The 23,679-nt window shown below is 59.4% G+C and carries 22 protein-coding genes and 1 pseudogene; 13 read left to right on the top strand and 10 right to left on the bottom strand.

The window, feature by feature from the left end; all coding sequences use genetic code 11:
* Window positions 1-67: 67 nt before the first annotated feature.
* The gene (locus AC3RLQ_RS06175; RefSeq protein WP_493035328.1) at window positions 68-2,095 is read right to left on the bottom strand and encodes a sulfatase; all 2,028 of its coding nucleotides are present in this window, start codon (window positions 2,093-2,095) and stop codon (window positions 68-70) included.
* A 459-nt stretch (window positions 2,096-2,554) separates the two neighbouring features.
* Here AC3RLQ_RS06175 and atpB point away from each other — a divergent pair, with 459 nt between their 5' ends.
* From atpB to AC3RLQ_RS06130, 9 genes are all read left to right on the top strand, one after another.
* Window positions 2,555-3,418: a F0F1 ATP synthase subunit A gene (gene atpB / locus AC3RLQ_RS06170; RefSeq protein WP_493035326.1), complete on the top strand. Its 864-nt coding sequence runs from the start codon at window positions 2,555-2,557 to the stop codon at window positions 3,416-3,418.
* An 83-nt stretch (window positions 3,419-3,501) separates the two neighbouring features.
* Window positions 3,502-3,756: an ATP synthase F0 subunit C gene (locus AC3RLQ_RS06165; RefSeq protein ID WP_493035324.1), complete on the top strand. Its 255-nt coding sequence runs from the start codon at window positions 3,502-3,504 to the stop codon at window positions 3,754-3,756.
* A gap of 73 nt (window positions 3,757-3,829) precedes the next feature.
* The gene (locus AC3RLQ_RS06160) at window positions 3,830-4,351 is read left to right on the top strand and encodes a F0F1 ATP synthase subunit B (RefSeq protein WP_395732436.1); all 522 of its coding nucleotides are present in this window, start codon (window positions 3,830-3,832) and stop codon (window positions 4,349-4,351) included.
* Window positions 4,352-4,372: 21 nt separating this feature from the next.
* The gene (gene atpH / locus AC3RLQ_RS06155) at window positions 4,373-4,771 is read left to right on the top strand and encodes an ATP synthase F1 subunit delta (protein ID WP_493035322.1); all 399 of its coding nucleotides are present in this window, start codon (window positions 4,373-4,375) and stop codon (window positions 4,769-4,771) included.
* A gap of 51 nt (window positions 4,772-4,822) precedes the next feature.
* A complete protein-coding gene (gene atpA / locus AC3RLQ_RS06150) occupies window positions 4,823-6,352 on the top strand; it encodes a F0F1 ATP synthase subunit alpha (RefSeq protein ID WP_397381613.1) in 1,530 nt (509 codons plus the stop codon).
* Between the two features lie 43 nt (window positions 6,353-6,395).
* Entirely contained in the window at window positions 6,396-7,274 is an 879-nt protein-coding gene (gene atpG, locus AC3RLQ_RS06145; RefSeq protein WP_422320034.1) for an ATP synthase F1 subunit gamma, read from the top strand.
* A gap of 39 nt (window positions 7,275-7,313) precedes the next feature.
* Window positions 7,314-8,771: a F0F1 ATP synthase subunit beta gene (gene atpD / locus AC3RLQ_RS06140; RefSeq protein ID WP_493035319.1), complete on the top strand. Its 1,458-nt coding sequence runs from the start codon at window positions 7,314-7,316 to the stop codon at window positions 8,769-8,771.
* Between the two features lie 71 nt (window positions 8,772-8,842).
* The gene (gene atpC, locus AC3RLQ_RS06135) at window positions 8,843-9,259 is read left to right on the top strand and encodes an ATP synthase F1 subunit epsilon (RefSeq protein WP_422320032.1); all 417 of its coding nucleotides are present in this window, start codon (window positions 8,843-8,845) and stop codon (window positions 9,257-9,259) included.
* A gap of 259 nt (window positions 9,260-9,518) precedes the next feature.
* Window positions 9,519-10,535: an IS630 family transposase gene (locus tag AC3RLQ_RS06130; protein WP_493032190.1), complete on the top strand. Its 1,017-nt coding sequence runs from the start codon at window positions 9,519-9,521 to the stop codon at window positions 10,533-10,535.
* Between the two features lie 117 nt (window positions 10,536-10,652).
* Here the strand turns inward: AC3RLQ_RS06130 and AC3RLQ_RS06125 are convergent, their stop codons facing one another.
* Window positions 10,653-11,192 (bottom strand): hypothetical protein, encoded by a 540-nt coding sequence (locus AC3RLQ_RS06125; protein ID WP_493035318.1) that lies wholly within the window; start codon window positions 11,190-11,192, stop codon window positions 10,653-10,655.
* A 189-nt stretch (window positions 11,193-11,381) separates the two neighbouring features.
* On the opposite strand from AC3RLQ_RS06125, the gene AC3RLQ_RS06120 reads away from it, so the two are divergent.
* From AC3RLQ_RS06120 to AC3RLQ_RS06110, 3 genes are all read left to right on the top strand, one after another.
* On the top strand, window positions 11,382-12,371 hold the full coding sequence (locus tag AC3RLQ_RS06120; protein WP_422320030.1) for an SPFH domain-containing protein: 990 nt from the start codon (window positions 11,382-11,384) through the stop codon (window positions 12,369-12,371).
* A 56-nt stretch (window positions 12,372-12,427) separates the two neighbouring features.
* Window positions 12,428-13,360: an SPFH domain-containing protein gene (locus tag AC3RLQ_RS06115; RefSeq protein WP_493035316.1), complete on the top strand. Its 933-nt coding sequence runs from the start codon at window positions 12,428-12,430 to the stop codon at window positions 13,358-13,360.
* 196 nt (window positions 13,361-13,556) lie between these two features.
* On the top strand, window positions 13,557-14,765 hold the full coding sequence (locus AC3RLQ_RS06110) for a saccharopine dehydrogenase family protein (RefSeq protein WP_493035315.1): 1,209 nt from the start codon (window positions 13,557-13,559) through the stop codon (window positions 14,763-14,765).
* Between the two features lie 118 nt (window positions 14,766-14,883).
* Here AC3RLQ_RS06110 and AC3RLQ_RS06105 read toward each other — a convergent pair whose 3' ends face one another.
* Window positions 14,884-16,665 carry a PP2C family protein-serine/threonine phosphatase gene (locus tag AC3RLQ_RS06105; protein WP_493035313.1) on the bottom strand — a complete coding sequence of 594 codons (1,782 nt, stop codon included), beginning with the start codon at window positions 16,663-16,665 and terminating at the stop codon, window positions 14,884-14,886.
* Window positions 16,666-16,912: 247 nt separating this feature from the next.
* On the opposite strand from AC3RLQ_RS06105, the gene AC3RLQ_RS06100 reads away from it, so the two are divergent.
* The gene (locus AC3RLQ_RS06100; RefSeq protein ID WP_493035311.1) at window positions 16,913-17,764 is read left to right on the top strand and encodes an MYG1 family protein; all 852 of its coding nucleotides are present in this window, start codon (window positions 16,913-16,915) and stop codon (window positions 17,762-17,764) included.
* Between the two features lie 39 nt (window positions 17,765-17,803).
* Here the strand turns inward: AC3RLQ_RS06100 and AC3RLQ_RS06095 are convergent, their stop codons facing one another.
* From AC3RLQ_RS06095 to AC3RLQ_RS06065, 7 genes and pseudogenes are all read right to left on the bottom strand, one after another.
* Complete coding sequence (locus tag AC3RLQ_RS06095; protein WP_493035309.1) at window positions 17,804-18,427, bottom strand: hypothetical protein; 624 nt, start codon at window positions 18,425-18,427, stop codon at window positions 17,804-17,806.
* Between the two features lie 214 nt (window positions 18,428-18,641).
* Window positions 18,642-20,603: a threonine--tRNA ligase gene (gene thrS / locus AC3RLQ_RS06090; RefSeq protein ID WP_493035307.1), complete on the bottom strand. Its 1,962-nt coding sequence runs from the start codon at window positions 20,601-20,603 to the stop codon at window positions 18,642-18,644.
* 167 nt (window positions 20,604-20,770) lie between these two features.
* Window positions 20,771-21,637 (bottom strand): transglutaminase family protein, encoded by an 867-nt coding sequence (locus tag AC3RLQ_RS06085; protein ID WP_493035305.1) that lies wholly within the window; start codon window positions 21,635-21,637, stop codon window positions 20,771-20,773.
* Window positions 21,634-22,476: a transglutaminase-like domain-containing protein gene (locus AC3RLQ_RS06080; RefSeq protein ID WP_493035303.1), complete on the bottom strand. Its 843-nt coding sequence runs from the start codon at window positions 22,474-22,476 to the stop codon at window positions 21,634-21,636. Before AC3RLQ_RS06080 ends, AC3RLQ_RS06085 begins: the two co-directional genes overlap by 4 nt.
* A gap of 79 nt (window positions 22,477-22,555) precedes the next feature.
* A pseudogene (locus AC3RLQ_RS06075) lies at window positions 22,556-22,666 on the bottom strand (alcohol dehydrogenase); the annotation flags it as partial.
* A 13-nt stretch (window positions 22,667-22,679) separates the two neighbouring features.
* The gene (locus tag AC3RLQ_RS06070; RefSeq protein WP_493035301.1) at window positions 22,680-22,889 is read right to left on the bottom strand and encodes a hypothetical protein; all 210 of its coding nucleotides are present in this window, start codon (window positions 22,887-22,889) and stop codon (window positions 22,680-22,682) included.
* A 68-nt stretch (window positions 22,890-22,957) separates the two neighbouring features.
* A complete protein-coding gene (locus tag AC3RLQ_RS06065; protein ID WP_493035299.1) occupies window positions 22,958-23,584 on the bottom strand; it encodes a hypothetical protein in 627 nt (208 codons plus the stop codon).
* Window positions 23,585-23,679: the final 95 nt, after the last annotated feature.

The following is a 23,679-nucleotide window of genomic DNA, read 5'->3' as shown; positions in this document are numbered from 1 at the left end:
ATCCACTCACCAGCACAATTGATGTGCGAAATTTGATAATTGAGGATTCAGAGCGCCTGAGTGTTTGCTACGGAACCTTCTCTGGCGGTGGGGCGGCTGACTGTACAGGCACCTTGTGCGGAGGGAGGATCGTCAGTTTCAAACGATAAACCACACCATCAAACGGCGTGCTGTTGGGATACTGGGCGAGCTTTAAAATGCCGAAGCTTTGTCCTGCGGCGATGCCAGCCTTGGGCTCCTGAGGGAAGCCTTGTTCAAAGGCAGCCACGCTCAACACCTCGCTGTGCCCTGGCACAGCGAGCGTGATGACACCGCCGGTGTCAATTTGCGCACGCATGTTCACACGGCCTTTCTCCAGCGCCGCCCCGCTGATGGTCGTGCTCTTGCCGTTGGTAAACACGGTCAATGTGGGCTGGGAGGCCACCAGATGCAGGGCGTAACCGGACTGCTCATCCCCCTGCGCTACCAGCGTGTTGTCCTGATCCACCAGCGGATCAAACTCAAAGGAGGCATCCATAAAAACACCCCTGCCCTGCAGCTTGGGCGCGTCCGCAGCGCTGAGGACATCGCCGATATTCAGCGCCAGATCGACCGAACCCGCCGGGCTTGCAGCGCCGATGATTTCAGCCACTGGGCGCACGGCGCTTTTGAATTCCTTCGGGAAAAAACCAGCCAGCGTGGCCTTCAGCGCCGCATGTTCCGGCTTCGCTGCGAGGTTGGTCCACTCGTTTGGATCGGTTTGATGGTCGTAGAGTTCCTCGCTGCCATCCGCATAGCGGATGTAGCGCCAGCGTTCATCGCGCGCGGCATACCCGGCGTTTGAGCCACCACCCATGCAAGTGATGGCGGGGTGATCACGCTTGGTCGTCGGGTCCAGCAGCAGCGGCTTCAAACTGCTGCCATCCAGATGCTCAGGCAGCGGCAGCTTGGTGAGATCGCAAAGCGTGGGATACAGATCAACGAGGGCCACGGGCTGCGCAGAGAGGCTGTCAGTCTGCGTGACTCCCGGAACGTAAATCGAGAGCGGCACGCGCGTCGTCGGCTCCCAGAGCTTTCCTTTGTGCCACATCTGCTTTTCTCCGAGATACCAGCCATGATCGGAGGTGAAGACGATGATCGTGTTCTTCGCGTTCGGCCCCTTTTCCACAGCTTCCAGAATGCGCCCCAGCATGGCATCGCAAAACGCCACGTTGGCCAGGTAGGCGCGCACGGCCTCCTTCCAAAGGTTCTTTTCGAGGATCTGTTTATGCAATCCATCCTTAAGATGAGTTTTCGCAATTTCAGGCACATCACCTAGGTCATCCACCTTCACTTCCGGCAGCTTGATCGAATCAAGCGGCAGCGCATCGAAGTACTTCTGCGGCACATACCAGGGTGAATGAGGGCGGTAGAGACCCAGCGCGAGGAAGAAGGGTTTCTTCTGCGTTTGCGTCAGAAACTCAGTCGCAAACGTCACGATCTGGCCGTCGTCAGTCTTTTCGTCCGCGACAGGAATGCCACCCCAGTCCCAGTGCCAGATGTTGAGTCCGTTGAAGTTTTGTCCTGTATGCACCGGCAGATCTGGAATCTGCACACCCGTCTGCGGAAAGCGCAGGTCCCACGCCGAATCCAGTTCAAAACCACGCCGCCCACCATGCCATCCGGCGAGTCGGCCTTCGGGTCCGCCGTGGTTGGCGTGGAAGATTTTCCCTGCCCCAGCTGTCGTGTAGCCCTGGGCCTTGAAGTGCTCCGGCAGCGTCGGCTTGCCCGCGATCTGGATGCTGCGCCGCCAGTCCTGCTCATTGCCAAACACACCGCTCGATGAAGGCAGCATGCCTGTGAGCAGCGAGGTGCGTGAAGGATTGCACAGCGCGTAGTTGCAGTGCGCATTGCTGAACCGCATGCCCATTTTTGCCAGACGATCCATGTTGGGCGTCACGGACTGCGGATGCCCGCCCATCCAGCCTGCGTAATCACGCAGATCATCCGCGATGATGAACAGCACATTCGGCTTTCCGTCTGCGGAGATCACCTTCGTCTTCGATTTCACTGCGGCATCAGCTGTAGCAGCCAGCAAAACGAGGGTGAAAAGGACGATACAGGGGCGGAATGACATCAGGAAAAAGCTCGCACGTGGCGGATGGAATGTCGAGACATTGGCCTCACTGATTCAAGTCCGAAGCAGTCCATGGCAGATTCCAGATGCCCGCTGCATCGGATCCAAATCGTAACAATCATCTCCACGCCACGAACAGTCCAGTTAACCATAGGAAATTAAGAAAGGCACCAGTTCAGGAAACGCTACAGGGGAACAGCTCCATAAATGGACCTGTCACCAACGCACCTGCCCCTCTAAATCATTCGAAAGCGGCCCAAAAGCGCCTCTTTTCATCCCCAAATAACCCGCACTCAAGCCCTCCAAGGGGGTAAATATGCCCTCATAAAACCCGCCAAACGGCGACTTTGTGAAATTTTTCACAAATAGATCTTGCTACCCCCCTTTCATGTGGCTAAAAAAACGGCCCACCATCCCGGCCAGACCCTACACTGGCCCTCCCCGGTAGCCCCTACCCCCATGTTGCTTAATTTTCTCCAACCAACCTCCTTCTCGCCGCTGCTCGCGAACGTGCACAGCTATGCGTCGGAGTTTCTCAAAGAGAGCAGCAATCTTGGCTTTTTGACCAATTCCTTGCTCGTCGCTGGTGTTGTGGTCGGCCTGATTCTGTGGTTCGCCACCAAGGCAACGAAGAACATGACGCTGATCCCTCACAAGGCGCAGAACTTCTTCGAACTCGTGGTCGAGTTCCTGTATGGCCAGGTGGAATCCATCGTCGGTGCCAAGATCGCCCCACGCGTCTTCCCCCTTCTCGCGACCATCTTCATTTACATCCTTGTTTCCAACTGGTTCGGCCTTCTTCCGGGCGTCGGCACCGTGGGCTGGGGCGAAGGCACTGGCTTCATGAGCGTCAAGGAAGTGCATGATCCGCTGCTCCGCGCGCCAACGGCTGACCTGAACATGACCTTCGGTCTTTCGGTCTCCATGTTCCTGGTCTGGCTCTATATCACCATCAAAGAAGTGGGCGTCTGGGGCTTCATTGTCCACACGTTCGGCGCCAAGGGCGGCCTGAAGGGCCTTATGGGTGCCATGGTTGCTCTTGTCTTCCTCTTCGTCGGCGTCATCGAAGTCTTCTCCATCGTTTTCCGCCCCGTCACGCTTTCCTTCCGACTCTTCGGCAACGTGCTCGCCGGTGAAAACGTGCTGCACACCATGAGCGGCATGGGTGGCTTCATCGGCAGCGTCCTCGCCCCCTTCCCCTTTTACTTCATGGAACTTCTGGTCGGCCTGCTGCAGGCCATCGTGTTCACCCTGCTCAGCGCGGTTTACATCCAGCTTTCCACTTCTCATGACGACCACGGTCACGAGGACGCGCATCACTAATCTCTGACTTTGCCTGCGGGACCATGCGCAACGCGTGGACGCTGGTGACACAACAAAACACAAACTCGACACATATTATGACAATGGAACTCCTCTCTCTGGCACAAGAAGCCGCCGCCCACGCTCCAGCCGCCGCAGCAGCCGCTGGCGTCACCGGCAGCATCGCCACCGGTATCGGTGCAGGCAGCGCCGCCATCGGCGTGGGCCTCATCGGCTCCAAGGCTGTGGAAGCCGTCGGCCGCAATCCTGGCGCTTTCGGCAACATCCTGACCCTCGGCATTATCGCCATGGCCCTTGCAGAAGGTCTGGGCATTCTGTCCTTCATTCTTGGCAAGTAAGCCCTGAATTTCGCGGCGGGCTGAAGGCAGCCCGCCGCAGTTAACTCTCTCTTCTCTCTTTTTTTACACTGTCATGGACCAGATTAAAGGCATCGCATATCAGATCGCAGGCGACTTCGGACTCGCTTGGGGCAAGTTCTTTGCCCAAGTCATCATTTTCATTCTGGTCTACACCGTCCTCAAGAAGTACGCCTTCGGTCCGATCATGGGCATGCTGGAGCAGCGCCGCCAGCGCATCGCCGATGGCGAAGCCAAGCTCGAAAAAATCACCCGCGACGCCGCCGAGGCCGCTAAGAATTCCCAGGCCATCCTCGACAAAGCCGAGGCTGATGCAGCCCGCCTTGTGAAGGAAGCTGATGACGCCGCCAAACTCATTCAGGAGCGCCGCCAGCAGGAGGCCGTCTCCTCCGCCAACACCATCATCGCCAAAGCCCGTGAAGCCGCCCAGCTTGAACAGGAGCAGCTCATGTCCCAGCTCAAGCGTGAATTCGGCCGCATGGTCTCCGACGCCACCAGCCGCGTCACCGGCAAGGTCCTCAACTCCGAAGACCAGTCCCGCATCAATCAGGAAACCTCCGCCCAGGTCTCCGCTTAATTTTTCCGCCGCTTCGCCACCATGAAGATCACCAAAGAAGCCCGCCGCACCTCCCGCCAGCTTTTCCGCGCCTGTATCGCAGACGGGAAACTGGATGAGTCCCGCGTGCGCACCGTGGTCAACAGCGTGGCCAAAAGCAAACCCCGTGGCTTCATCGGCATTCTCGATGCCTTCGCCCGTCTCGTGGGCAATGAAGTGGACCGTCAGCGTGCCGCTGTGGAAAGCGCCACCGCACTGGCTCCCGCCACACAGTCCGAGCTCCAGGCCAGCCTCTCCAAGAAGTACGGCCGCCCGCTCACTCTCGAATTCAGTGTCAATCCAGAGCTGCTTGGCGGCATCCGCGTGAAAGTCGGTTCCGACGTTTGGGATGGCAGTGTCAAAGCCCGTCTCAAAGCCCTGTCTGACTCCCTTTCCGCTTAATTTCTCTTCCGCCCTCAGCCCCTCTCTCAGTTTTTTCAAACAAGCAATACCATGAGCAACATCCTCCAGGAGATCGAATCCCAAATCGCCGGCCTCAAGACCGCCGTCACGAAGTCCAATGTGGGCATCGTACGTGAAATCGGTGACGGCGCAGCCAAGATTGAAGGCTTGAGCGATGTCATGCTCAACGAAATGATCGAGTTCCCCGGCGGTGTCTACGGTCTCGCTCTGAACCTCGAAGAAACCGAAGTCGGTTGCGTGCTTCTCGGCTCCGGCGAAAACGTCCGTGCAGGTGATGAAGTCAAGACCACCGGCCGCCTCCTCTCCGTGCCAGTCGGCAAGAGCCTCCTCGGTCGCGTCGTGAACGCCCTCGGTCAGGCCATCGATGGCAAAGGCGACATCAAGGGTGAAACCCAGTATCCTGTCGAAAAGCTCGCTCCTGGCATCATCGCCCGTAAGTCCGTGTCCGTCCCCGTGCAGACCGGCATCATGAGCATCGACGCCATGATCCCGATCGGCCGTGGCCAGCGCGAGCTGATCATCGGTGACCGTTCCACCGGCAAGACCACCATCGCAGTCGACACCATCATCTCCCAGGCGCAGCAAAACAAGGCCGCCGAACAGGGCAAGCTCAAGGGCCACAAGCCTCTCTACTGCATCTACGTCGCCATCGGCCAGAAGCAGTCGAACATCGCCCGAGTCGTCAAGACGCTCGAAGATGCCGGCGCCATGGAATACACCACCATCGTCAGCGCTTCCGCTTCCGACTCCGCGGTGAATCAGTATCTCGCTCCGTATTCCGGTTGCGCCATCGGCGAGTGGTTCATGGATCAGGGACAGGACGTCCTCATCGTGTTCGATGACCTTTCCAAACAGGCCGTTGCCTACCGTCAGGTTTCTCTCATCCTGAAGCGTCCTTCCGGTCGTGAAGCGTATCCGGGTGACGTGTTCTATCTCCACTCCCGTCTCCTTGAGCGTTCCTGCCGCGTCAGCGAAAACTACGGCGGTGGCTCCATGACCGCTCTGCCGATCATCGAAACCCAGGCTGGTGACGTGTCCGCTTACATCCCGACGAACGTGATCTCCATCACCGACGGTCAGATCTTCCTTGAAACCGACTTGTTCTATCAAGGCATCCGCCCTGCCATCTCCGTGGGTCTGTCCGTGTCCCGCGTGGGTTCCGCCGCTCAGACGAAGGCCATCAAGAAGGTCTCCGGCACAACGAAGCTCGACCTCGCTCAGTTCCGCGAACTCGCCGCTTTCGCCCAGTTCGGTTCCGACCTCGACGCCGGCACAAAGGCCAAGCTCGACCGCGGTGCTCGCATCGTGGAACTCTTCAAGCAGCAGCAGTATCAGCCGAAGAGCCTGCCGATCATGGTCAGCACGCTTTACGCGATGCAGAAGGGCTACTTCGATTCCGTTTCTGTGGATCGCGTGAAGGAATTCCAGGCCAAACTGGAAGACTACCTCAGCACCCGCAAGAGCGAGCTCATGGATCAGCTCGCCAACGAAAAGACCCTCGACAATGTCGAAGCCGGCCTCAAGTCCGCCCTCGACGACTTCAAAGCCTCCTGGAAGTAACGCTCTCCGGTTTTCTGCTACACGCTCCTAGCTCCCCGCTCACATGCCCTCCACCCGCGACATCCGACGCCGAATCAAATCGGTCAAAAACACGGCCCAGATCACCAAGGCCATGCAGCTCGTCGCGGCTGCGAAGATGAAAAAAGCGCAGGACCAGGCCAGCCATGGCCGTGCCTACGCCGAAATGCTCAACAAGGTTCTCGTGAACCTGAAGGCGCACGCCGAAGAAGGCATCCACCCCTTCTTCGCCGAAGGCAAGGGCGACAAGACCCTCGTCCTCCTCATCGCTTCCGACAAAGGTCTCTGCGGCGCCTTGAACACCAACCTGTTCAAGAAGCTCATCACCTCGCAGATCGAAGGTGAAGTCGAATACGTCACCATCGGCCGCAAAGCCGTGCAGGCCATCAACCGTCTGCGCCGCACACTGGTGGCTGATTTCCCGATCAAGGACCCTGCCAAGTTCGCCGAAGTGCGCGCAGTCAGCCGCTTTATCCAGGAAAAGTATCGCACCGGCGAATACAAGAAGGTGCTCGTGATCTTCAACAACTTCATCAACACCGTCACCGTCCTTCCATCGGTCGAGCAGCTGCTGCCCGTGAATCCGGTGACTCTGGGTGGCAAGCGTGACTTTGGTCACGAAATCACCCCGACTGCTGCGGACTCTCTGGAGTACAAATTTGAACCCAGCGCTCAGGTCGTCTTTGAAACCGTGCTTCCGCAGTATGTGAACGACACCGTTTACCAGATGGTGCTCGAATCCCGCGCCTCCGAGCACTCCAGCCGAATGGTGGCCATGAAGAACGCCACCGACAACGCCAAGCAGATGATCAAGGACCTCAGCCTTGAATACAACAAGCTCCGTCAGGCCGCGATCACCAACGAACTCCTCGAAATCACCACCGCCAAGATGGCTCTTGAATAAGCCCCCTTCACTTCTCCCTTTTCACTTTTCCCTTCTTTTATGAGCAACATCGGCAAAATCGTTCAAGTCATCGGTCCCGTGGTGGACGTGGATTTCTCCGCCACTGGCAAGCTGCCCGGCATCTACAACGCCCTCGAAATCAACTTCAACCAGGCTGGCAAGCAGGTCCGCCTCACTTGCGAAGTTCAGAGCCACATGGGTGACGGCTGGGTCCGCTCCATCGCCATGATTTCCACGGAAGGTCTCAAGCGCGGCATGGACGTCCTCGACACCGGCGGCCCGATCACCGTTCCTGTGGGTGAAGAAGTCCTGGGTCGTATCTTCAACGTCACCGGTGACGCTTGCGATGACCAGGCCGCCCCCGTGACACAGAAGCGCTACGCCATTCACCGCGCCGCTCCTGCTCTCGTCGATCAGAATCCTTCCGCTCAGATCCTCGAAACAGGCATCAAGGTCATCGACCTCATCTGCCCTTTCACCAAGGGTGGTAAAGTCGGCGCCTTCGGTGGTGCTGGCGTCGGCAAGACCGTCGTCATCATGGAACTCATCAACAACATCGCCAAAGGCCACGGTGGTTACTCCGTGTTCGCCGGTGTGGGTGAGCGTACCCGTGAAGGTAACGACCTTTACCATGAAATGATCGAGTCCGACGTTATCAAGGTGAAGAAGAACGGCCACGACATCGTGAAGAACGACCAGGGCGGTTACATCAGCGAGCCCGGCTCCAAGGTGGCCCTTGTTTACGGCCAGATGAACGAGCCTCCAGGTGCCCGTCTCCGCGTCGCCCTCTCCGCCCTCTCCATGGCCGAGTACTTCCGCGATGAAAAGAACCAGGACGTGCTCTTCTTCGTGGACAACGTCTTCCGTTTCTCCCAGGCCGGTTCCGAAGTGTCCGCTCTCCTTGGACGTACGCCTTCCGCCGTGGGTTACCAGCCGACTCTGGCCGCTGAAATGGGTCAGATGCAGGAACGAATCACCTCCACCAAGACCGGTTCCATCACGTCCTTCCAGGCCGTTTACGTCCCTGCTGATGACTTGACCGACCCTGCTCCGGCCAACACCTTCGCCCACCTTGACTCCACCGTCGTGCTTGAGCGTTCCCTTGCCGAGCTGGGCATCTACCCTGCTGTGGATCCTCTCGCTTCCGTGTCCAAGGCCCTCGCGCCTGAAATCGTCGGTGAAGAGCATTACCGCGTGGCCCGTGGCGTGCAGCGCGTCCTTCAGCGCTACAAAGACCTTCAGGACATCATCGCCATTCTCGGCATGGACGAACTCAGCGAAGAAGACAAACTCACCGTCTTCCGCGCTCGTAAGCTCCAGCGCTTCCTCTCCCAGCCCTTCCACGTGGCCGAAATCTTCACCGGCACCAAAGGCGAGTACGTCAAGGTGGCCGACACGATCAAAGGCTTCGCCGAAATTCTCGACGGCAAGCACGACAGCGTCCCTGAAGCCAACTTCTACATGAAGGGCGGCATCGACTCCGTTAAGAAGGACTAATCCACTGCGCTGCCAACCAACGGCGTATTCATTCGTCATTCTGATTTCGTCATTCGTCATTTCTCCATCTCATGCCTCTTAAACTGGAAATCGTCACCCCTGAAGCCCGCATCTACTCCGATGAGGTCGATACCGTCGTGCTTCCGGGGTATGAGGGTGAAATGGGCGTCCTGCCTGCGCACAGCAATCTCGTGACCACCCTGGTCCCCGGTGAGCTGCGCATCACCAAGGGCGGCAAAACGATCGAACTCGCCGTCGGCGAAGGCTTGGTCGAAGTCACCGGTTCCGTCACCCGCATCCTCACCGATGCCGCTGTGGACGCCGACAAGATCGACGAAAAAGCCGCAGAGGAAGCCATCGCCCGCGCGAAAATGGCCCTCGAAAACCTCAAGCCCGGCGAACATCAGGAAGAAGTCGCCGCCGCCATGGCAGCCATCCAGCGCGCCACCATCCACCTCAACATCAAGCGCAAGCGCAAGACCATTTGAGTTGGAGCAACTAGATTCGCTCCTCACCCGAGCACAGCAGACCATGAGACTTCCATCTCATGGTCTTTTTTTGGACTGCGCTTGCGCGGCGAGGAACGAAGGCCGCAGACCATGTATTGTAGTCCCGGCTTTAGCCGGTTCCGGCGTGTTATAGCGATTTCCAAAACTGATTTCCGGATAGCGGAGCAAAAAGTGCTGTACAAAACGTGCGGCAGTGCTTTGAGGATGGTTGTTGAGAGCGCAAGAACTCAGACCTGATGTGGACAACGCCACGCTGGAGCAACTCCAGGCGGCGATGGAGGCCGCGCCCAACAAGCGCAGCTACATCAGGCTGGCCGCCATGCGCTGCCTGCTGCGAGGCATGGACCGTGTGGACGTCTGCGAGACCTTCTGCCGCAGCGAGCGCATGGTTCGGCTCTGGATCATCAAATACAACCATGGAGGCATCGACGCGCTCATCAGCAAACCCACGGGAGGCAGAAGACGCAAGATCGCCCTGCAACGGCTCGAAGAGGTGCTGGTGCCCGTGCTCAAAGACCCCGCCCAGGCGGCCATGGAGCACTGGACCGGCGTGAAGGTCCACGGCTGGCTGCTCGGGCGGCTCCAGGCCGAGCTGAGCTACAGCACCGTGGTGCGCTATCTCCATGACCTGGACTTTCACCTGCGCGTGCCGCGTCCCTGGCCGCTGCCCCTGCTGGATGAACCCGAGCGTGAGGCGCAGCGCCAGAGCTTCCGCACGCAGATCGCCACACTGGCCGCAGACCCACAGGTCGAGCTTTGGTTCGGTGACGAGTGCGGCGTGGATGGCGATCCCCGGCCAAGACGCCGGTGGGTGCAGCCGGGCAGCAAGCCCAAGGTGCCGCATCTCGGCAAGCATATCCGCCGCAGCGTCGTAGGGGCCGTCTGTCCGCAGAGCGGCGAGTTCTTCAGCCTCATGTTTGATGGCGTCGATGGCGCTGTCTTCCAGTGCTGGCTTGACGAACTGGCGCGCAGCGTGCCAGCGAAACCGGATCTGCGCCGGGTGCTGGTGCTCGACAACTCCTCCTGGCACAAGGTCAAAACGCTCAACTGGCACCACTTCGAAGCGCTGTTCCTGCCGCCTTACAGCCCGGACTTCAACCCTATTGAGCGGCTGTGGCTGCGCCTGAAGGCCGACTTCTTTGCCGACTGGATCGCACGCAGCGGCGCGGAGCTCGAAGACCGTCTCTGCCACGCTCTCAACCACTTCATGTCATCGGCCTCTCAGACCGCCTCCATCTGCTCGATCCGGAAATGAGTTTTGCGATTTGCTATATGCGCCCACCTTGCTTGCCGCAATTCGCACACCTTTATCAGCACGCCGCGCCCCCAAGGAGCGGAACTTGCCAAGTCCCGACCTGCTCCCATTCTCGCTTCAGCGTATCGAGAACGAATCCACAATCCGCTGCACCGCGGGGCCACGCGAGATCGGCATGCCATAATAGGCAAACAGCAGACCGACCATCCGGCCTTTATCAATGAACGTGTAGTTCAAGAAGGATTGATTGGTCTCCGGCTTGCGCGCTTCGCAGCGCATCGCTTCACGTCCGCCTACCGTCACCAGTTGCGGCTTGCTGAACTTCGTGAAGCCCTTCGCACTCCAGGCGCGCTGGTAATCCTTGATGAAATAAGGGTCTTTGACTCCCTTGTGGCTGGTATCAGGCGCCGTGATCAGAGCAAACACGATGCCCCCGGGTTGGTCGCCGTTATCATGCGCCGCGCCCAGCAGCCGCCCCTCCCCCTTCGTTTTCGGCATCACCTTCCAGCCGTCTGGCAAAAAGAACGAGATGTGCTGGCTGGGAAAGAAGACCATCTCACCACCCGCCACAGGCTGGCGTTGGGGCTTGGAGGCCGTGGCGCAGCTCATCAATGACAGGGCGCTCGTGAGCAGGATGAACAGGGAAATTTTCTTCATGGTAGGTTCCCGCAGTTGCCTCGTACCCCGCCCGGGGTCAAGCGGCAAAGTGGCCAGTGGCCTGCCCCGAGCCGCTCATCAGCTCCAGCCCCCAAATTCTTAAGGCGGTGAATTCCAACGCTTCCGCACCTTTGTAGTTGGCATGTGCGGCTTTCCCCCGGAGTCTCCCGCCAGCAACCTATCCTACCTATGTCCACTGCCTTTGGCTGTTTTGTTGGATTCCTCGTCTGGTTCCTCATGCGTTACCTGATCGCTGGTTTTTATACGGTGAATCAAAACGAGCGCGCGGTCAAAACCAGCTTCGGCCGTGCGCAACGCGTCGGCAATCTGCGTACGATTGATGACCCCGTCGCCGAGCATCTCACCGCCGATCAGAAACTGCGCTACGACTACCCGCAGGTGCGCGTCATCCAGCCGGGCGGCCCCTATTTCAAATGGCCCTGGGAAAAGGTGTACAAGGTGGACATCGCCACCAGCACCGTGAACATGGCCTGGGATCCCGATGATCCCTCCGCCAACAACTCCGGCAGCATCCTCGATGCCGTCACCAAGGACCAGCTCAACGTCGGGCTCAATGGCCAGATCCGCTTCCGCGTTTCAGAGCGCAATCTCTACGCCTTCGTCTTCGGCGTGAAGAACGCCTACGCCCACGTCATGGGCTACTTCGTCAGCGTCCTGCGCGAGCGCATCGCCACCTTCGAGGCGCCGCCTGATCCCGCTGCCGATCCGGAGCACTCTGCAGCCGCCTCCACCATCGGCATCTCAATCAACGACATCCGCAAAAACATGCGCGATCTCAACGAGCACATGGACCACGAATGCCAGAGCTCCTCCGCCCGCTACGGCATCGTGCTGGATGCCTCCCTGATCACCGGCATCGACCCGCCGCATGAAGTCGAGTCCGCCCTCGCCGCCATCAACACCGCCTACAATCAGGTCTCCTCAGACATCAGCCTCGCCCAGGCCAGCGCCGACCAGAAAATCGTGCAGTCCCAGCGCGCCGTTGAAATCGAAACGCTCAAAGCCCAGGCCGAAGTCGAGCCCCTCAAGTGCCTCGCCTCCCAGCTCCTCGATTTGAAAACCCGCGGCACCGCCGCCCTGCGCTCCTACGTGCGCAATGTCCGCCTCGCCCTCTTCGACAAGGCCAGCCAGGTCTTCGTCGAAACCCGCAGAGATTAAACCCAGCACCAAGAACCAGGAACTCTGAACTGAGAACCGAGAACAAAGAACTTCTTATGGACGCTTTCTCCCATTTCCTTCTCGCCGCCGCAGTCACCTTCATCGGCTGCAGCATTGCGGTGCCGCTCATCCTTTCCATCGGGCGCATCATCGGGCTCTATGCCGTCGTGCAGGAGCGCCGCAGCCAGGTGTACCTGCTCTTTGGCAAAGTCGTCGGCACCCTTGATGAACCCGGCCTGCACTTCCTGCCCGCGAAACTCGGCCCCGCTGCATTCCTGGTCAACTGGCTCGGCAAATGCCACATCGTCGATCTCCGTCTGGATCAGATGTACCTGCGCAGCCAGCCGGTCAATTCCGAAGAAGGCGCCCCCATGGGCATCGGCATCTGGTATGAGATGTTCGTCAGCGATCCCGTCTCCTTCCTCTTCAAAAACACCGACCCTCGTGGCTCCCTCTCCGCCAACGTCAGCAACTCCACCGTCCGCTGCCTCAGCAACCTGCCGCTCGCCAAAATGCTCGTGAACCGTCACGTCATGAGCGACACCGTGCGCAGCGAAGTCACGCCCAAGTCTCACGAATGGGGTTTCAAGCTCGGCAGCGTTTACATCCGCAAGGTCCACTTCCGCGATGCCATGATGATCAAGCAGATCGAAAGCAAGGTCGTCAACCGCCTCCGCCAGGTCACCTCCGCCATCAAGCAGGACGGCGTCAATCAGGTCAGCGTCATCACCAGCACCGCCGAAAAAACCGCCGCCATCGAGCTCGCCAAAGCCGCCGCCGTCCGCCCCGAAATCGTCGGCAACGCCCTGCGCGACATCTCCAACGACCCCGACGTCGCCCAGGCCGTCTTCGACGTGCTCGAAGCCCAGAAGATCATCAACGGCAAAGCCACCGTCACCCTCATGCCCGCCTCCTCCAGCGGCCTCCTCACCGATCTCCTCGCTGCACAGCCTGCGCGAGGAAACGGTGGTCCGCCGCCAGTAAAGTAGTGCTGAGCTTTAGCTCATTCTGGAAAGGTGCTCGCATGAGCAGCAGGATCGAGGACGGTTAGGTGCATGAGGACGCCCTCATCCCTGCCCCACACCACCATTTCCGTCGCTTGCATTCCCCCCATGACTGCTACACTCGACCTCCCGCCAAATTTGGCATTCCACCTTCCCTTTTCGTCATTCCCCTTTCCCCCACATGTCTCACAGAGTCCTCATCATCGGAGCCGGCGGCGTTGGCCGCGTTGTCGTTCATAAATGCGCCCAGCTTCCCGATGTGTTCGGAGAGATCATGCTGGCCAGCCGCACCAAGTCCAAGTGCGACAGCATCGCCGCAGAACTGAAGCGCCCGATTCAAACCGCCGCCGTGGATGCGGACAATGTGCCGGAGCTGGTCAAGCTGCTGAAAAGCTACAAGCCCGAAGTCGTCATCAATGTGGCGCTGCCCTATCAGGATCTCACCATCATGGACGCCTGCCTTGAGGCCGGCGTGCATTACATCGACACCGCCAACTACGAGCCGCGTGATGTGGCCAAGTTTGAGTACCACTGGCAGTGGGCCTACCAGGACAAGTTCAAGAAAGCAGGCCTCACCGCCCTGCTCGGCTGCGGCTTTGATCCGGGCGTGACGAATGTGTACACCGCCTACGCGATGAAGCACCACTTCTCGAAGATCGACACCCTCGACATCCTCGACTGCAACGCCGGTGATCACGGCAAGGCCTTCGCCACCAACTTCAACCCTGAGATCAACCTGCGCGAAGTCACCGCCAACGGCCGCTACTGGCAGGATGGCAAGTGGGTGGAGACCAAGCCGCTCGAAATCAAGCGCAGCTTCCCCTTCCCGGACGGCATCGGCCCCAAGAACATCTACTGCCTCTACCACGAGGAGTTGGAATCCCTCACCAAGCACTTCGACATCCGCCGCGCACGTTTCTGGATGACCTTTGGCGACGCCTACATCAAGCACATGGAAGTGCTCGTGAACGTCGGCATGACCGGTATCCATCCCGTGAAGCACAAAGGCGTGGACATCATCCCGATTGAGTTCCTCAAAACCCTCCTGCCAGAACCCGGCACCCTCGGTGCAGACACCAAGGGCAAGACCTGCATCGGCAACTGGATCGAAGGCACCGGCAAGGACGGCCAGCCGCTGCGCTACTACGTGTACAACATCTGCGACCATCAGGAGTGCTTCAAGGAGACGAACTCCCAAGGCGTCAGCTACACCACCGGCGTGCCCGCCATGATCGCCGCACGTCAGCTCCTCACCAATCCCACCGAGTATCGCCAGCCCGGCGTCTGGAACATCGAGCAGCTCAATCCAGATCCCTTCATGGCTGATCTGAACGCCTACGGCCTCCCATGGCTGGAAACCTGGCCGACGGAGCCGCTGCCAGGAGAGTGAGGCAGGAAGGCGCGCCTTCATGGACGCGTTCACAACCAGCCGTGGAAGAATGGCGCTCATTCAATGGGTGCCCGCCATGCGCCGTACTGACTGAAACGCGACAGCGTCTTGGTCTTGATCACATGACCACCGCCGGCGCACTCTTTGAAGACTCCCTGGCCGCCGGAGCGGCTTCTTTTTCGCGTTTCTCCGCGCCAAGCACACATGCCATTTCAATGCCGAGGATGCACACGTCATCATCGAAATCACTGCGGTGGGAGTAGCCGTGGACTTCGGCGAGCACGGACTGGAAGAGCTCGCTCGTGGGAAAATGCAGGCGTTCATCGACCACTTTGAAGAGGTCGTCCTGGCTGAACAAATTGCCCTCCTCGTCCTCGACTTCAAACAAGCCGTCGGTGTAGAGCATGAGGAGATCGCCGGGGGCCATGGTGGCACGGGTGGTGGTAAATACCACATCCGGGAAGAGCCCCAGTGCTCCGGCCCTTCCATTCAGTTCGAGAAACACCGTCTGGCCGGCCTTGCGCTTGAGATGCAGGGGTGAGGGATGCCCGGCGATGGCGTACTGGAATTCGCCTTTGGCCGCATCGGCGATGATCATCACGCCGGTGGCATACATCGTGGTTCCGGCCTGCTTGAGGATGGAATGCAGGCCGTGATTGATCTGAGTGAGCAGGTGGCCGGGATCAAGGTCTGTCCCGCTGTGCTGCTCCAGCAGCGCGCGCATCATGCTGGTGACGAGGGCGGCGCGTACGCCATGGCCCATGACATCGCAAATAAAGACGCCGACCCCGGTTTCCGAGACAGGAAAGACGCTGAAGAAGTCACCGCTCACCACGCCTGCGGGCTGATAGATGGAAAAGAACTGCAGGGCGCTGTCCCCGACGGCAGCGGAGCGGGGAACGCTGGGGAAGTGATCCGGCAGCAGTGCAAACTGCAGCTCGCGCGCCATCGTCAGCTCCTCCTCCATCTGCTGGTTCTTCGCGCTCAGCTCCCGCGTGCGCTCGGCGATGCGCTGCTCCAGTTCGCGGTTCAGCGCCTCCAACGCAGCCTGCGCCGCATTGCGCTCGCTTTCCGCTTTGTCGATGCGCCGCCCCACCAGCCGCGCCACCTGGGAGATCACGGCGGTGATGATCAGGATGTAGAGCAAGGTGGACAGCGCCGAAGTCAGCGCGGGATTCAGCGTCCAGTCGATGATGTAATGGGTGCGCAGCAGGCCCTCTGCCAGAGCCACCAGCACGACTGCAGGCAGGAACCAGCGGAGTAGCAGTGCCCGGGTGGAATCCCCCTGCCAGTTTCGAAACGGCCAGCACTCCGCACCCACGGCCGCGATGATGCTGCTGCCGAGCAGGATGAACGCCGCCGCCGTGGGCAGCGCCACCGGGATGATGGTTCCACCATAGAGCAGCGGCGTGCCATGCATGTAGCCCAGCACGACCACTGCACTGATAGCCAGCACCACCGCTGCAGCAGGCCCCGCCCAGAAACGCAGCCTCACCTTCAGCAGCGCCAGAATGGCCACACAGATGACCAGAAAATTCAGCGCGGTGATCGGCGACATCCGCCCCGTGCGCACGGCGCCAAACATCGCCGGATCTGCCACCAGCCATTCTTCCACGCCGAGACTCCTGCCGCTGAAAAACTCCACCAGCTTCCCGCTGGCCACGATCCCAACCACGACCAGCAGCAGCTCAGCCACCGGCCGCCGGAACTTCGGATGCTCCCTCAGCAGCATCAGCATGCCAAGCAGCGTAAACGCCAGCGCCGTGCTCGGTGCCATCGGGATGTAAGTCGTGCGGATGCTCGCCAGCACTTCCAGTCCTGAAACCCAGCCGATGAGTGTGAGCGCTCCCAGTGCGCCTGTCAGCAAGGCGCATACAAAGCTGATTCGGCGATAGATCATCTTCATACGAAAGCGATTCCCGCAGATGGTTGGTTGGACCAGCGGCCAGACAAAAACACCCTTGGGACAAAAGACAATGGAAACCGCACGTGGTGGTGGATGCCACATAGGCTGGATTTTCAATAATCCAGCATTGGCAGTGCTCAGTCATCGTGCATCGCCCTTCATGACTATTCCTTGACCTCTCGGCCACCTGCGCTCCGCTCCAGCCCCCCAATCGGACTGTCTCCCAATCTCATTTTCTTCCATGTCTCTGACCCTCATCCTCACCCATCCCGGCGGCGCACATAAAGACGAGCTCCTCGCCTGCAGCCTCCTCGCCGCCGTGCACCGCGTGCCCATCGTCCGCCGCGAACCCACCCCGGAGGATCTCGCTGATCCCACGATAGCTGTCGTCGATGTCGGCGGCGAGCATGCCCCGAAGTGCAACAACTTCGACCATCATCAATTCCCTGCCGATCATCCGCCCGTCTGCGCGCTGAGTCTCGTTCTGCAGCATCTCGGCGTCTATGAAGACGCCCGCCAGTTCTGCGACTGGCTGGAGCCTGCCGAGTGGTTCGACACCCGCGGCCCCAACGTCACCGCCAAGTGGCTCGGCGTGGACCGCGGCACCATGAACAAGCTCAACTCCCCCATCGACATCACCGTGCTGCGCCGCTTCGCCAAAGCCAAGCGCCTGGAGCCCGGCGAGCCCCTCTGGGAAATCCTCAGCTACATCGGTGCCGATCTCCTCGAGTACCTGCGCGAACTTCGCACCCGCCTCGACTACATCGCCCAGCAGGCGCAAATCTGGACCGTGGACGACCACGAAATTCTCTTCCTCCCCCGCACCGATCCCATGCCCGACGAGCCCTCCGCCGGCATTGATCGTTATCTCGCCACCATCGGCAAAACCACCACCGTCGCCGCCCTCATCTACCCCGACCGCCGCGGCTCCGGCTACGGCCTCTCCCGCCACAACGACAACCCTCTCTACGACTTCACCCGCATCGAAAAACAACCCGACGTCCACTTCGCCCACGCCCGTGGCTTTGTGGCGAAGACCTCGGCGGCGGAAATTGAGCGCGTGAAGGAGCTGCTGGGATTGGCGCGGGTGTAGGGATCATAGCCAGAAAGCAGAGCCCGTCGGCCGCATGGACTATTCTCCAGGCATCATCACCGACAGGTCATCAACATCGCAGAATCCTTCCGCTTTCAGCCAATCAACAAGCTGACGACCGTGTTCCACCAATCTGGCATCGTGGGGCAAAGTATGATTGGCCTCCAAGTTAATCTGGCATCGACGCCCTCTCAGCCGATGTGTCATCTCGACCAGAAAACCCCGGTGAGGTTGGAGCAATGCCAAGACCTGATCGGACTCAAATTGCTCTTCAAAATCTCCAAACACAGCCATCCGTTCGCGAATCCGAGTGAATGAGTATTCCTGAGGATGCCCAAAAAACAGCATGCTCGTGGATGGCAGGTTCATTGTCATGCCAAGGCCGTCCGGAGTCTCAAGGTTTACCAATGTTCCCGAAGCACCGGCTTCCACAAAGGTGCTCCAGTTCCTGTCGCGGGGATATGAGGTATCTCTCCGTATGCTCCACTCAATGAGCTCCTCCATGGAAAACGGCGTCACATCAAGTCGCGTCAGCTCATCTGGATCATGCCACCACACATAAATCTCACCCGAATCACTTGAGATAAAGTAAGCATGCCCATCAGAATCGCCACCTAACTCAAAACAACGATCAGGCGACTTGATCAGATCGCTCCCTGGCATTGATTGCAATTCTTCAATCGAACCTCGAAGACTTACGATATGATCTGAAAGACTTTCTGTTGGGGGGCAGACCCAGCACTCTCCTCGCGCAAATGACAATCGGGATCGAGCCCAGAGCCGTCCCCCAAGATTCGAATTCGGAGCCGAGAATGAACCGAAATCCTGACCTGGGGAACTCAAGCTATGGAACCGCATGGGTTAAAGATCAGAGCCTCTACAGCCTCCGCTCCTTCACCTCCGCCGCAATCTCAGCAAGGAACTCAGCAATCGGCTTCACACCCAGATCACCCTTCTTGCTATGGCGCACCGCCACGCACTGCGCTGCCGCTTCCTTCTCACCCAGAACGAGCATGTAAGGAATACGATCAAGCTGGGCCAAACGGATCTTCGCACCGATCTTGTCAGCATCGTTATTGAGCGACACACGCAGGCCAGCATCCTTGAGCTGCGCATAGATCTCATCGGCAAAGGCGTCCACCTTCTCGCTGATGGTCAGGATGCGCACCTGCTCAGGCGCAAGCCATGTCGGGAAGTGACCGGCGAAATGCTCGATGAGCACGCCGCAGAAACGTTCCATGCTGCCAAACGGCGCACGATGGATCATCACCGGACGATGCGGACGGTTGTCAGCGCCGTTGTAGGTCAGGTCAAAGCGCACGGGCAGGACGTAGTCCACCTGCACAGTGCCAAGCTGCCATTCGCGGCCGATGACATCCTTGATCACGAAGTCGATCTTCGGTCCGTAGAACGCAGCTTCGCCGGGCTCTTCGGTGAAGGGCACGCCGAGGGTGGCGGCGGCTTCGCGGCAGGCGGCTTCCGCCTTGTCCCACTGCTCAGGATTACCGGTGAACTTGCTGCTGTCCGGATCACGCAGACCCACGCGCACGCGGTAGTCGTGCATGCCCAGGGTGTTGAGCACGATCTTCACGAGGCTGAGGCAGCCGAGAACTTCCTTGGCCACCTGGTCTTCGGTGCAGAAGAGATGCGCGTCATCCTGCGTGAAACCACGCACGCGCGTCATTCCATTCAACTCACCACTCTGCTCCCAGCGATACACCGTGCCGAACTCGGCCAGGCGCACCGGCAGGTCGCGATAGCTGCGCGGCTGGCTATCGTAAATCTTGATGTGATGCGGGCAGTTCATCGGCTTCAGCAGGAAGCCGTCGAGCAGCTTGTCATCCGGCAGCACCCGGTCCTCAGTGATGACCTCCTTGCCGGCACGCTCATTGAGCTGCTGGCGCATGCGGGCAGACACGGCACCGAGACGCTCCATGACTTCACAGCAGCCGCAGCCTTCCTTGATCACCTTGGCGAGATCGTCGTTCTCAATGACGGGCGCGAACTGACTGTCCTTGTAATAAGGGAAATGTCCGCTGGTCTTGTACAAACCCACCTTGCCGATGTGCGGCGTGAAGACCTGGCTGTAGCCCTGCTTGCGCAGCTCTTCGCTGATGAAATTCTGCAATTCCTGACGCAGGATCGCGCCGTTCGGCGTCCACAGGATGAGCCCCTGCCCCACTTCTTCGTCGATGTGGAACAGCTTCAATTCCTTGCCCAGCTTGCGGTGGTCGCGCTTCTTGGCCTCTTCGAGCTGTTCCAGATGCTTGGCGAGTTCTTCGCTCGTCGGGAAAGCCGTTCCATACAGGCGCTGAAGCTGCGGCTTCGTGTCGTCGCCCATATAGAAGGCGCTGGCCACGGACATGATTTTGACATGCTTGCACTTGCCGCTGTAGCCCACGTGGGGTCCGGCGCAGAGGTCAATGAAGTCCCCGTTCTGGAACGTCGAGATCTGCTCGCCTTCAGGAATCTTTTCCAGCAGGTCCAGTTTGAACGTGCTCGGATTTCCCGGACGCTCCGTCAGACCACCCAGACGGCCGGACTTTGCCATGGCGATGGCTTCCTCACGGGTGACGCCCTTCCATTCAAACTTCTGGTTCTCCTTCGAGATCTTCTTCATCTCCGCCTCGATCTTCTCGAAGTCATCCGGCGTGATGCGGTGATCCGGGAGATCAAAGTCGTAGTAGAAGCCGTTTTCGACCGGCGGGCCGTAGGCAAACTGGGCGTTTGGCCACAGGCGCAGGATGGCGGTGGCCATCACGTGGGCACAGGAGTGGCGCAGGCGGTCGATGTCAGACATCTGAGCGCGTTCTTCGAGGGTCTTGCGGGCTTCGGACATGGTTGTAAGTGGGGCCGTGTCCATGCCGCAGGACGCGACGAGATTCAAGATGATAACGACAGGGAAAGCAGCCGGGGGTCATCTCTGCCACCCGTCACCCCTGTTACCCTCCACTTTTGGCAAGTCACCGCCCACATGGAAGGCTTCTCCCAAAGGAGGCCCTACTGCTACGGCGTCGAAAACTCCACGCCGACCTGCATGCTCAGAAACGCTCCGGACGGCCCGAAATACCGTCCGCTCACCGGCATCACGCCGCGCGGATGGTGGCTCGTCCCGGTGACGATGTGCCGGTGCTCGCACCGTTTTCCCGTCGTCGGGTCAAAGCCACGCCAGCCAAGCTGGGGAAAATACACCTCCGCCCACGCATGGGTCGAGCCACGTGCCGCACGCGTTGCCTGGCAGTCCAGGTAGCCGCTGGCAAAGCGCGCGGCGATGCCCAGATGCCGCAGCGTTTCCATCATCAGCGTCGCCACATCGCGGCACGATCCGCTGCCCAGAGACAAAGTTGTCCCTGGCGTCTGCCCCCCCTTCTGCTCGCGGCGCATGTAGCGGACCTTTTGGTGAATGCCTTCCGCCACTTGCAGCACGAAAGCCTCGGCACTGGGAAATTCCCTCGGGTTTGGCAGCGTGGCGATCCACGCATCCATCGCGGCCGTTTCCTCGGCGAAGACCGGTGTCATATAGCCCTTCAGGATGGCCTGCTCCAGCAGATCATATTCCAGCGGATAGGGATTGGGGCTGTGTGACTTTTGGGGGGGCGTATCCGGCGAAAAAAAGCGCCTCACCACCACATCCACATCAAATTTCAACTCCCTGCCCGGCTCACTAAAATGCGCGTAGGCGATTGAGTTTCCAAAAATATCCCATGCCCACGTCACATCCGCCGCAGGCGTGATGGACAGACTCAGCTGCTCCACCCGCAAGTCGTGCCCCTCTCGCGGGCGGATCACCAGACGATGCATGTCGAAGGTCACCGGTTCCGCGTATTGGTAGTGCGTGCGGTGAATGATTCTCAGCAGATGGCTGTCACTCATGGCTCGATCAGTACGGCCCTGCCCGCCAGATCGGCGGCACTGAGCGGTTGAAATTCATCCGACACACAGGACACCGACATGCCGGTCATCTGCATCTGTCCAAAAATCGTGGCCACGGCGGCGTCCGCAGCATCGCGCCCGGTGGCGGTGCGGACCAACCCGTTGAGCGCAGCCCGTTGCGTGGGATCAAAAATGAACCACCGGTTTCCGATGCAGGCCTCAAAACAGGCGTGAAAATCTGGCGGCTGCATGCCGCAGGCATATCCCGCAAAATAACGGGCCGGGATAGAAAGCGCCCTGCAGAAAACGATTCCAAGGTGCGCAAAATCACGGCACACACCCGCACGCTGTGTCACCGTGTCATAGGCGGAGGTCTCCTCATTCGTCGTGCCGCTGAGGTAGTCAATGTTTTCAAAGATCCAGTCCGCGATGGCCACCGTCTGATGATAGGGATGCTCGATGTTGCCAAACATCTTCATCGCCAGCCGCCCCATCCGGTCAGACTGGCAGTAGCGGCTCGGGAACAGATACGAAATGGCCGAACGATGGATCTCCGAGATCGGGATGCCCTGAATCTCTTCGTGCTCGACCATCTTGTGCCGCGTCTCGGCCACCACCGCGTAGCTCACTTCCAGCTTTGTGGCATCTCCTGTTTCCAATCGGATGTAGCGGTTCCCGCTCGCACCTGCCGGCAGTTCTTCCCACACCACGCCAGGCGTCACAGAGAAGGATTCCAGCCGCAGCTTTTGATTCTTTGTGGCAAGCGCATGGATGCTCAGCAGCATCGTGCTTCTCATCAGCACGTCATATTGAAGTTCAGTGTTGATTTGAAAAGCCATGTCTCGGAGCATCGCCCTGAAGAATGAACAAGCAACGGGCCAATCGCCAGGATCTCACATCACTCTCAGCGCAGGTCGGCGGGAAACAGGCGCGCGCATCCGCCACCGCATGCTCGGCATAGCCGCCGTCGAGGGTAACGCCGGTGAACTTGGCCTCATCGCACAGGTCTTCGCGATCACTGCCGCTGTAGACCGAAAGTTATTCAGCGCCCACCACGCGCGGACTGTGATTTCGGGCTCGCTTTCACCTGACGAACCCCTCGGTCCTCGCGCAGATCTTTGGACTGCTTGAAGTTGTTGTCATGCTTGCGGGGCCGGCTGGCGGTCTCGCTGTGGTTGGCCCCCAGCTTGCGTGGAAGAGGCTTCGCTGGGGTTTCAGGGGTGGCGTTCGCGGCTGTGGTTTTCGTTTTCATGGCGGTGATGTGATCTTGTCATGGGTACGCATCTGCGGCTGCTCGTGATTTGGTCATTGCCGGGCCGATCATGCGCTGACGGGAGGCTTCGCTGCGGGTGCGTCATTCTTCTCAATGTCCTCAAACGAACGCCTCACCGTTTCAATCTGCTGCCGGTAATGCTCGGCGTCGCCGTAGTCGAAGAAGTGCCGGTAGCGGCTGTGCATGGACTTCATGCGCAGCGCGTGCTTGATGGGGCACCAGTACTGCTCCGTGCGCGCGGCGATCTCCGAGGCGCAGGCCAGCACGCCATTGGCATAACCGCAGTACTCGCAGTTGAACTTCTCCGCCCAGTTAAGGTAGGCCAGGTGCCGCCGGTCCAGCCGGATGTAGTCGCTGCGCTTCACCTTCGGAATGCCGTAGACAGGAAAGCAGATGGCCTGGTACACGATCATGGCCACATCCAGCAGTGCGATGGGGATGAAGCACGCCCAGATCACCGGCGTGGTGAGCAGGATCATGAAACGCGAATCACGGATGTAGCTGGCAAATCTCTTCACCAGCAGCTTGTGCCGTGCGTGTGCTTCCTCAGTGAAGCGCACCTTGCCCTGGCGCACCTCGTAGAAGAACTCCAGCTCCTTCTTCTGCAGCTCGCGCAGAATTTCCTTTTCCAGCGCGTGCATCTTTTCCAACAGGGTGTCGAGTTTTTCGTTCATAAGCTGAAGATTTAAATCATCCTCCGAAGCTGAGGCCCGAAGCGGCTCATGGCGATGCTTATCATGCAGCGCGGGTTGTCTTCCATGCCTCCATG

The sequence above is a fragment of the Prosthecobacter sp. GW821-HT29F12 genome (genome assembly GCF_058803405.1).
The sequence above is the reverse complement of the archived record's forward strand: the minus strand, read 5'-3'. Positions and strand labels throughout refer to the sequence as shown.

What these genes read in the sequence shown, in the direction of transcription:
- AC3RLQ_RS06065 (WP_493035299.1), bottom strand. Translation starts at nt 23,584, where the DNA reads ATGAACGAAAAACTCGACACCCTGTTGGAAAAGATGCACGCGCTGGAA.
- AC3RLQ_RS06085 (WP_493035305.1), bottom strand. Translation starts at nt 21,637, where the DNA reads ATGAGTGACAGCCATCTGCTGAGAATCATTCACCGCACGCACTACCAA.
- AC3RLQ_RS06175 (WP_493035328.1), bottom strand. Translation starts at nt 2,095, where the DNA reads ATGTCATTCCGCCCCTGTATCGTCCTTTTCACCCTCGTTTTGCTGGCT.
- atpH (WP_493035322.1), top strand. Translation starts at nt 4,373, where the DNA reads ATGAAGATCACCAAAGAAGCCCGCCGCACCTCCCGCCAGCTTTTCCGC.
- AC3RLQ_RS06095 (WP_493035309.1), bottom strand. Translation starts at nt 18,427, where the DNA reads ATGCCAGGGAGCGATCTGATCAAGTCGCCTGATCGTTGTTTTGAGTTA.
- AC3RLQ_RS06070 (WP_493035301.1), bottom strand. Translation starts at nt 22,889, where the DNA reads ATGAAAACGAAAACCACAGCCGCGAACGCCACCCCTGAAACCCCAGCG.
- AC3RLQ_RS06160 (WP_395732436.1), top strand. Translation starts at nt 3,830, where the DNA reads ATGGACCAGATTAAAGGCATCGCATATCAGATCGCAGGCGACTTCGGA.
- atpG (WP_422320034.1), top strand. Translation starts at nt 6,396, where the DNA reads ATGCCCTCCACCCGCGACATCCGACGCCGAATCAAATCGGTCAAAAAC.
- AC3RLQ_RS06120 (WP_422320030.1), top strand. Translation starts at nt 11,382, where the DNA reads ATGTCCACTGCCTTTGGCTGTTTTGTTGGATTCCTCGTCTGGTTCCTC.
- atpB (WP_493035326.1), top strand. Translation starts at nt 2,555, where the DNA reads ATGTTGCTTAATTTTCTCCAACCAACCTCCTTCTCGCCGCTGCTCGCG.
- atpA (WP_397381613.1), top strand. Translation starts at nt 4,823, where the DNA reads ATGAGCAACATCCTCCAGGAGATCGAATCCCAAATCGCCGGCCTCAAG.
- AC3RLQ_RS06080 (WP_493035303.1), bottom strand. Translation starts at nt 22,476, where the DNA reads ATGGCTTTTCAAATCAACACTGAACTTCAATATGACGTGCTGATGAGA.
- thrS (WP_493035307.1), bottom strand. Translation starts at nt 20,603, where the DNA reads ATGTCCGAAGCCCGCAAGACCCTCGAAGAACGCGCTCAGATGTCTGAC.
- atpD (WP_493035319.1), top strand. Translation starts at nt 7,314, where the DNA reads ATGAGCAACATCGGCAAAATCGTTCAAGTCATCGGTCCCGTGGTGGAC.
- AC3RLQ_RS06125 (WP_493035318.1), bottom strand. Translation starts at nt 11,192, where the DNA reads ATGAAGAAAATTTCCCTGTTCATCCTGCTCACGAGCGCCCTGTCATTG.
- AC3RLQ_RS06110 (WP_493035315.1), top strand. Translation starts at nt 13,557, where the DNA reads ATGTCTCACAGAGTCCTCATCATCGGAGCCGGCGGCGTTGGCCGCGTT.
- AC3RLQ_RS06165 (WP_493035324.1), top strand. Translation starts at nt 3,502, where the DNA reads ATGGAACTCCTCTCTCTGGCACAAGAAGCCGCCGCCCACGCTCCAGCC.
- AC3RLQ_RS06115 (WP_493035316.1), top strand. Translation starts at nt 12,428, where the DNA reads ATGGACGCTTTCTCCCATTTCCTTCTCGCCGCCGCAGTCACCTTCATC.
- AC3RLQ_RS06100 (WP_493035311.1), top strand. Translation starts at nt 16,913, where the DNA reads ATGTCTCTGACCCTCATCCTCACCCATCCCGGCGGCGCACATAAAGAC.
- atpC (WP_422320032.1), top strand. Translation starts at nt 8,843, where the DNA reads ATGCCTCTTAAACTGGAAATCGTCACCCCTGAAGCCCGCATCTACTCC.
- AC3RLQ_RS06105 (WP_493035313.1), bottom strand. Translation starts at nt 16,665, where the DNA reads ATGATCTATCGCCGAATCAGCTTTGTATGCGCCTTGCTGACAGGCGCA.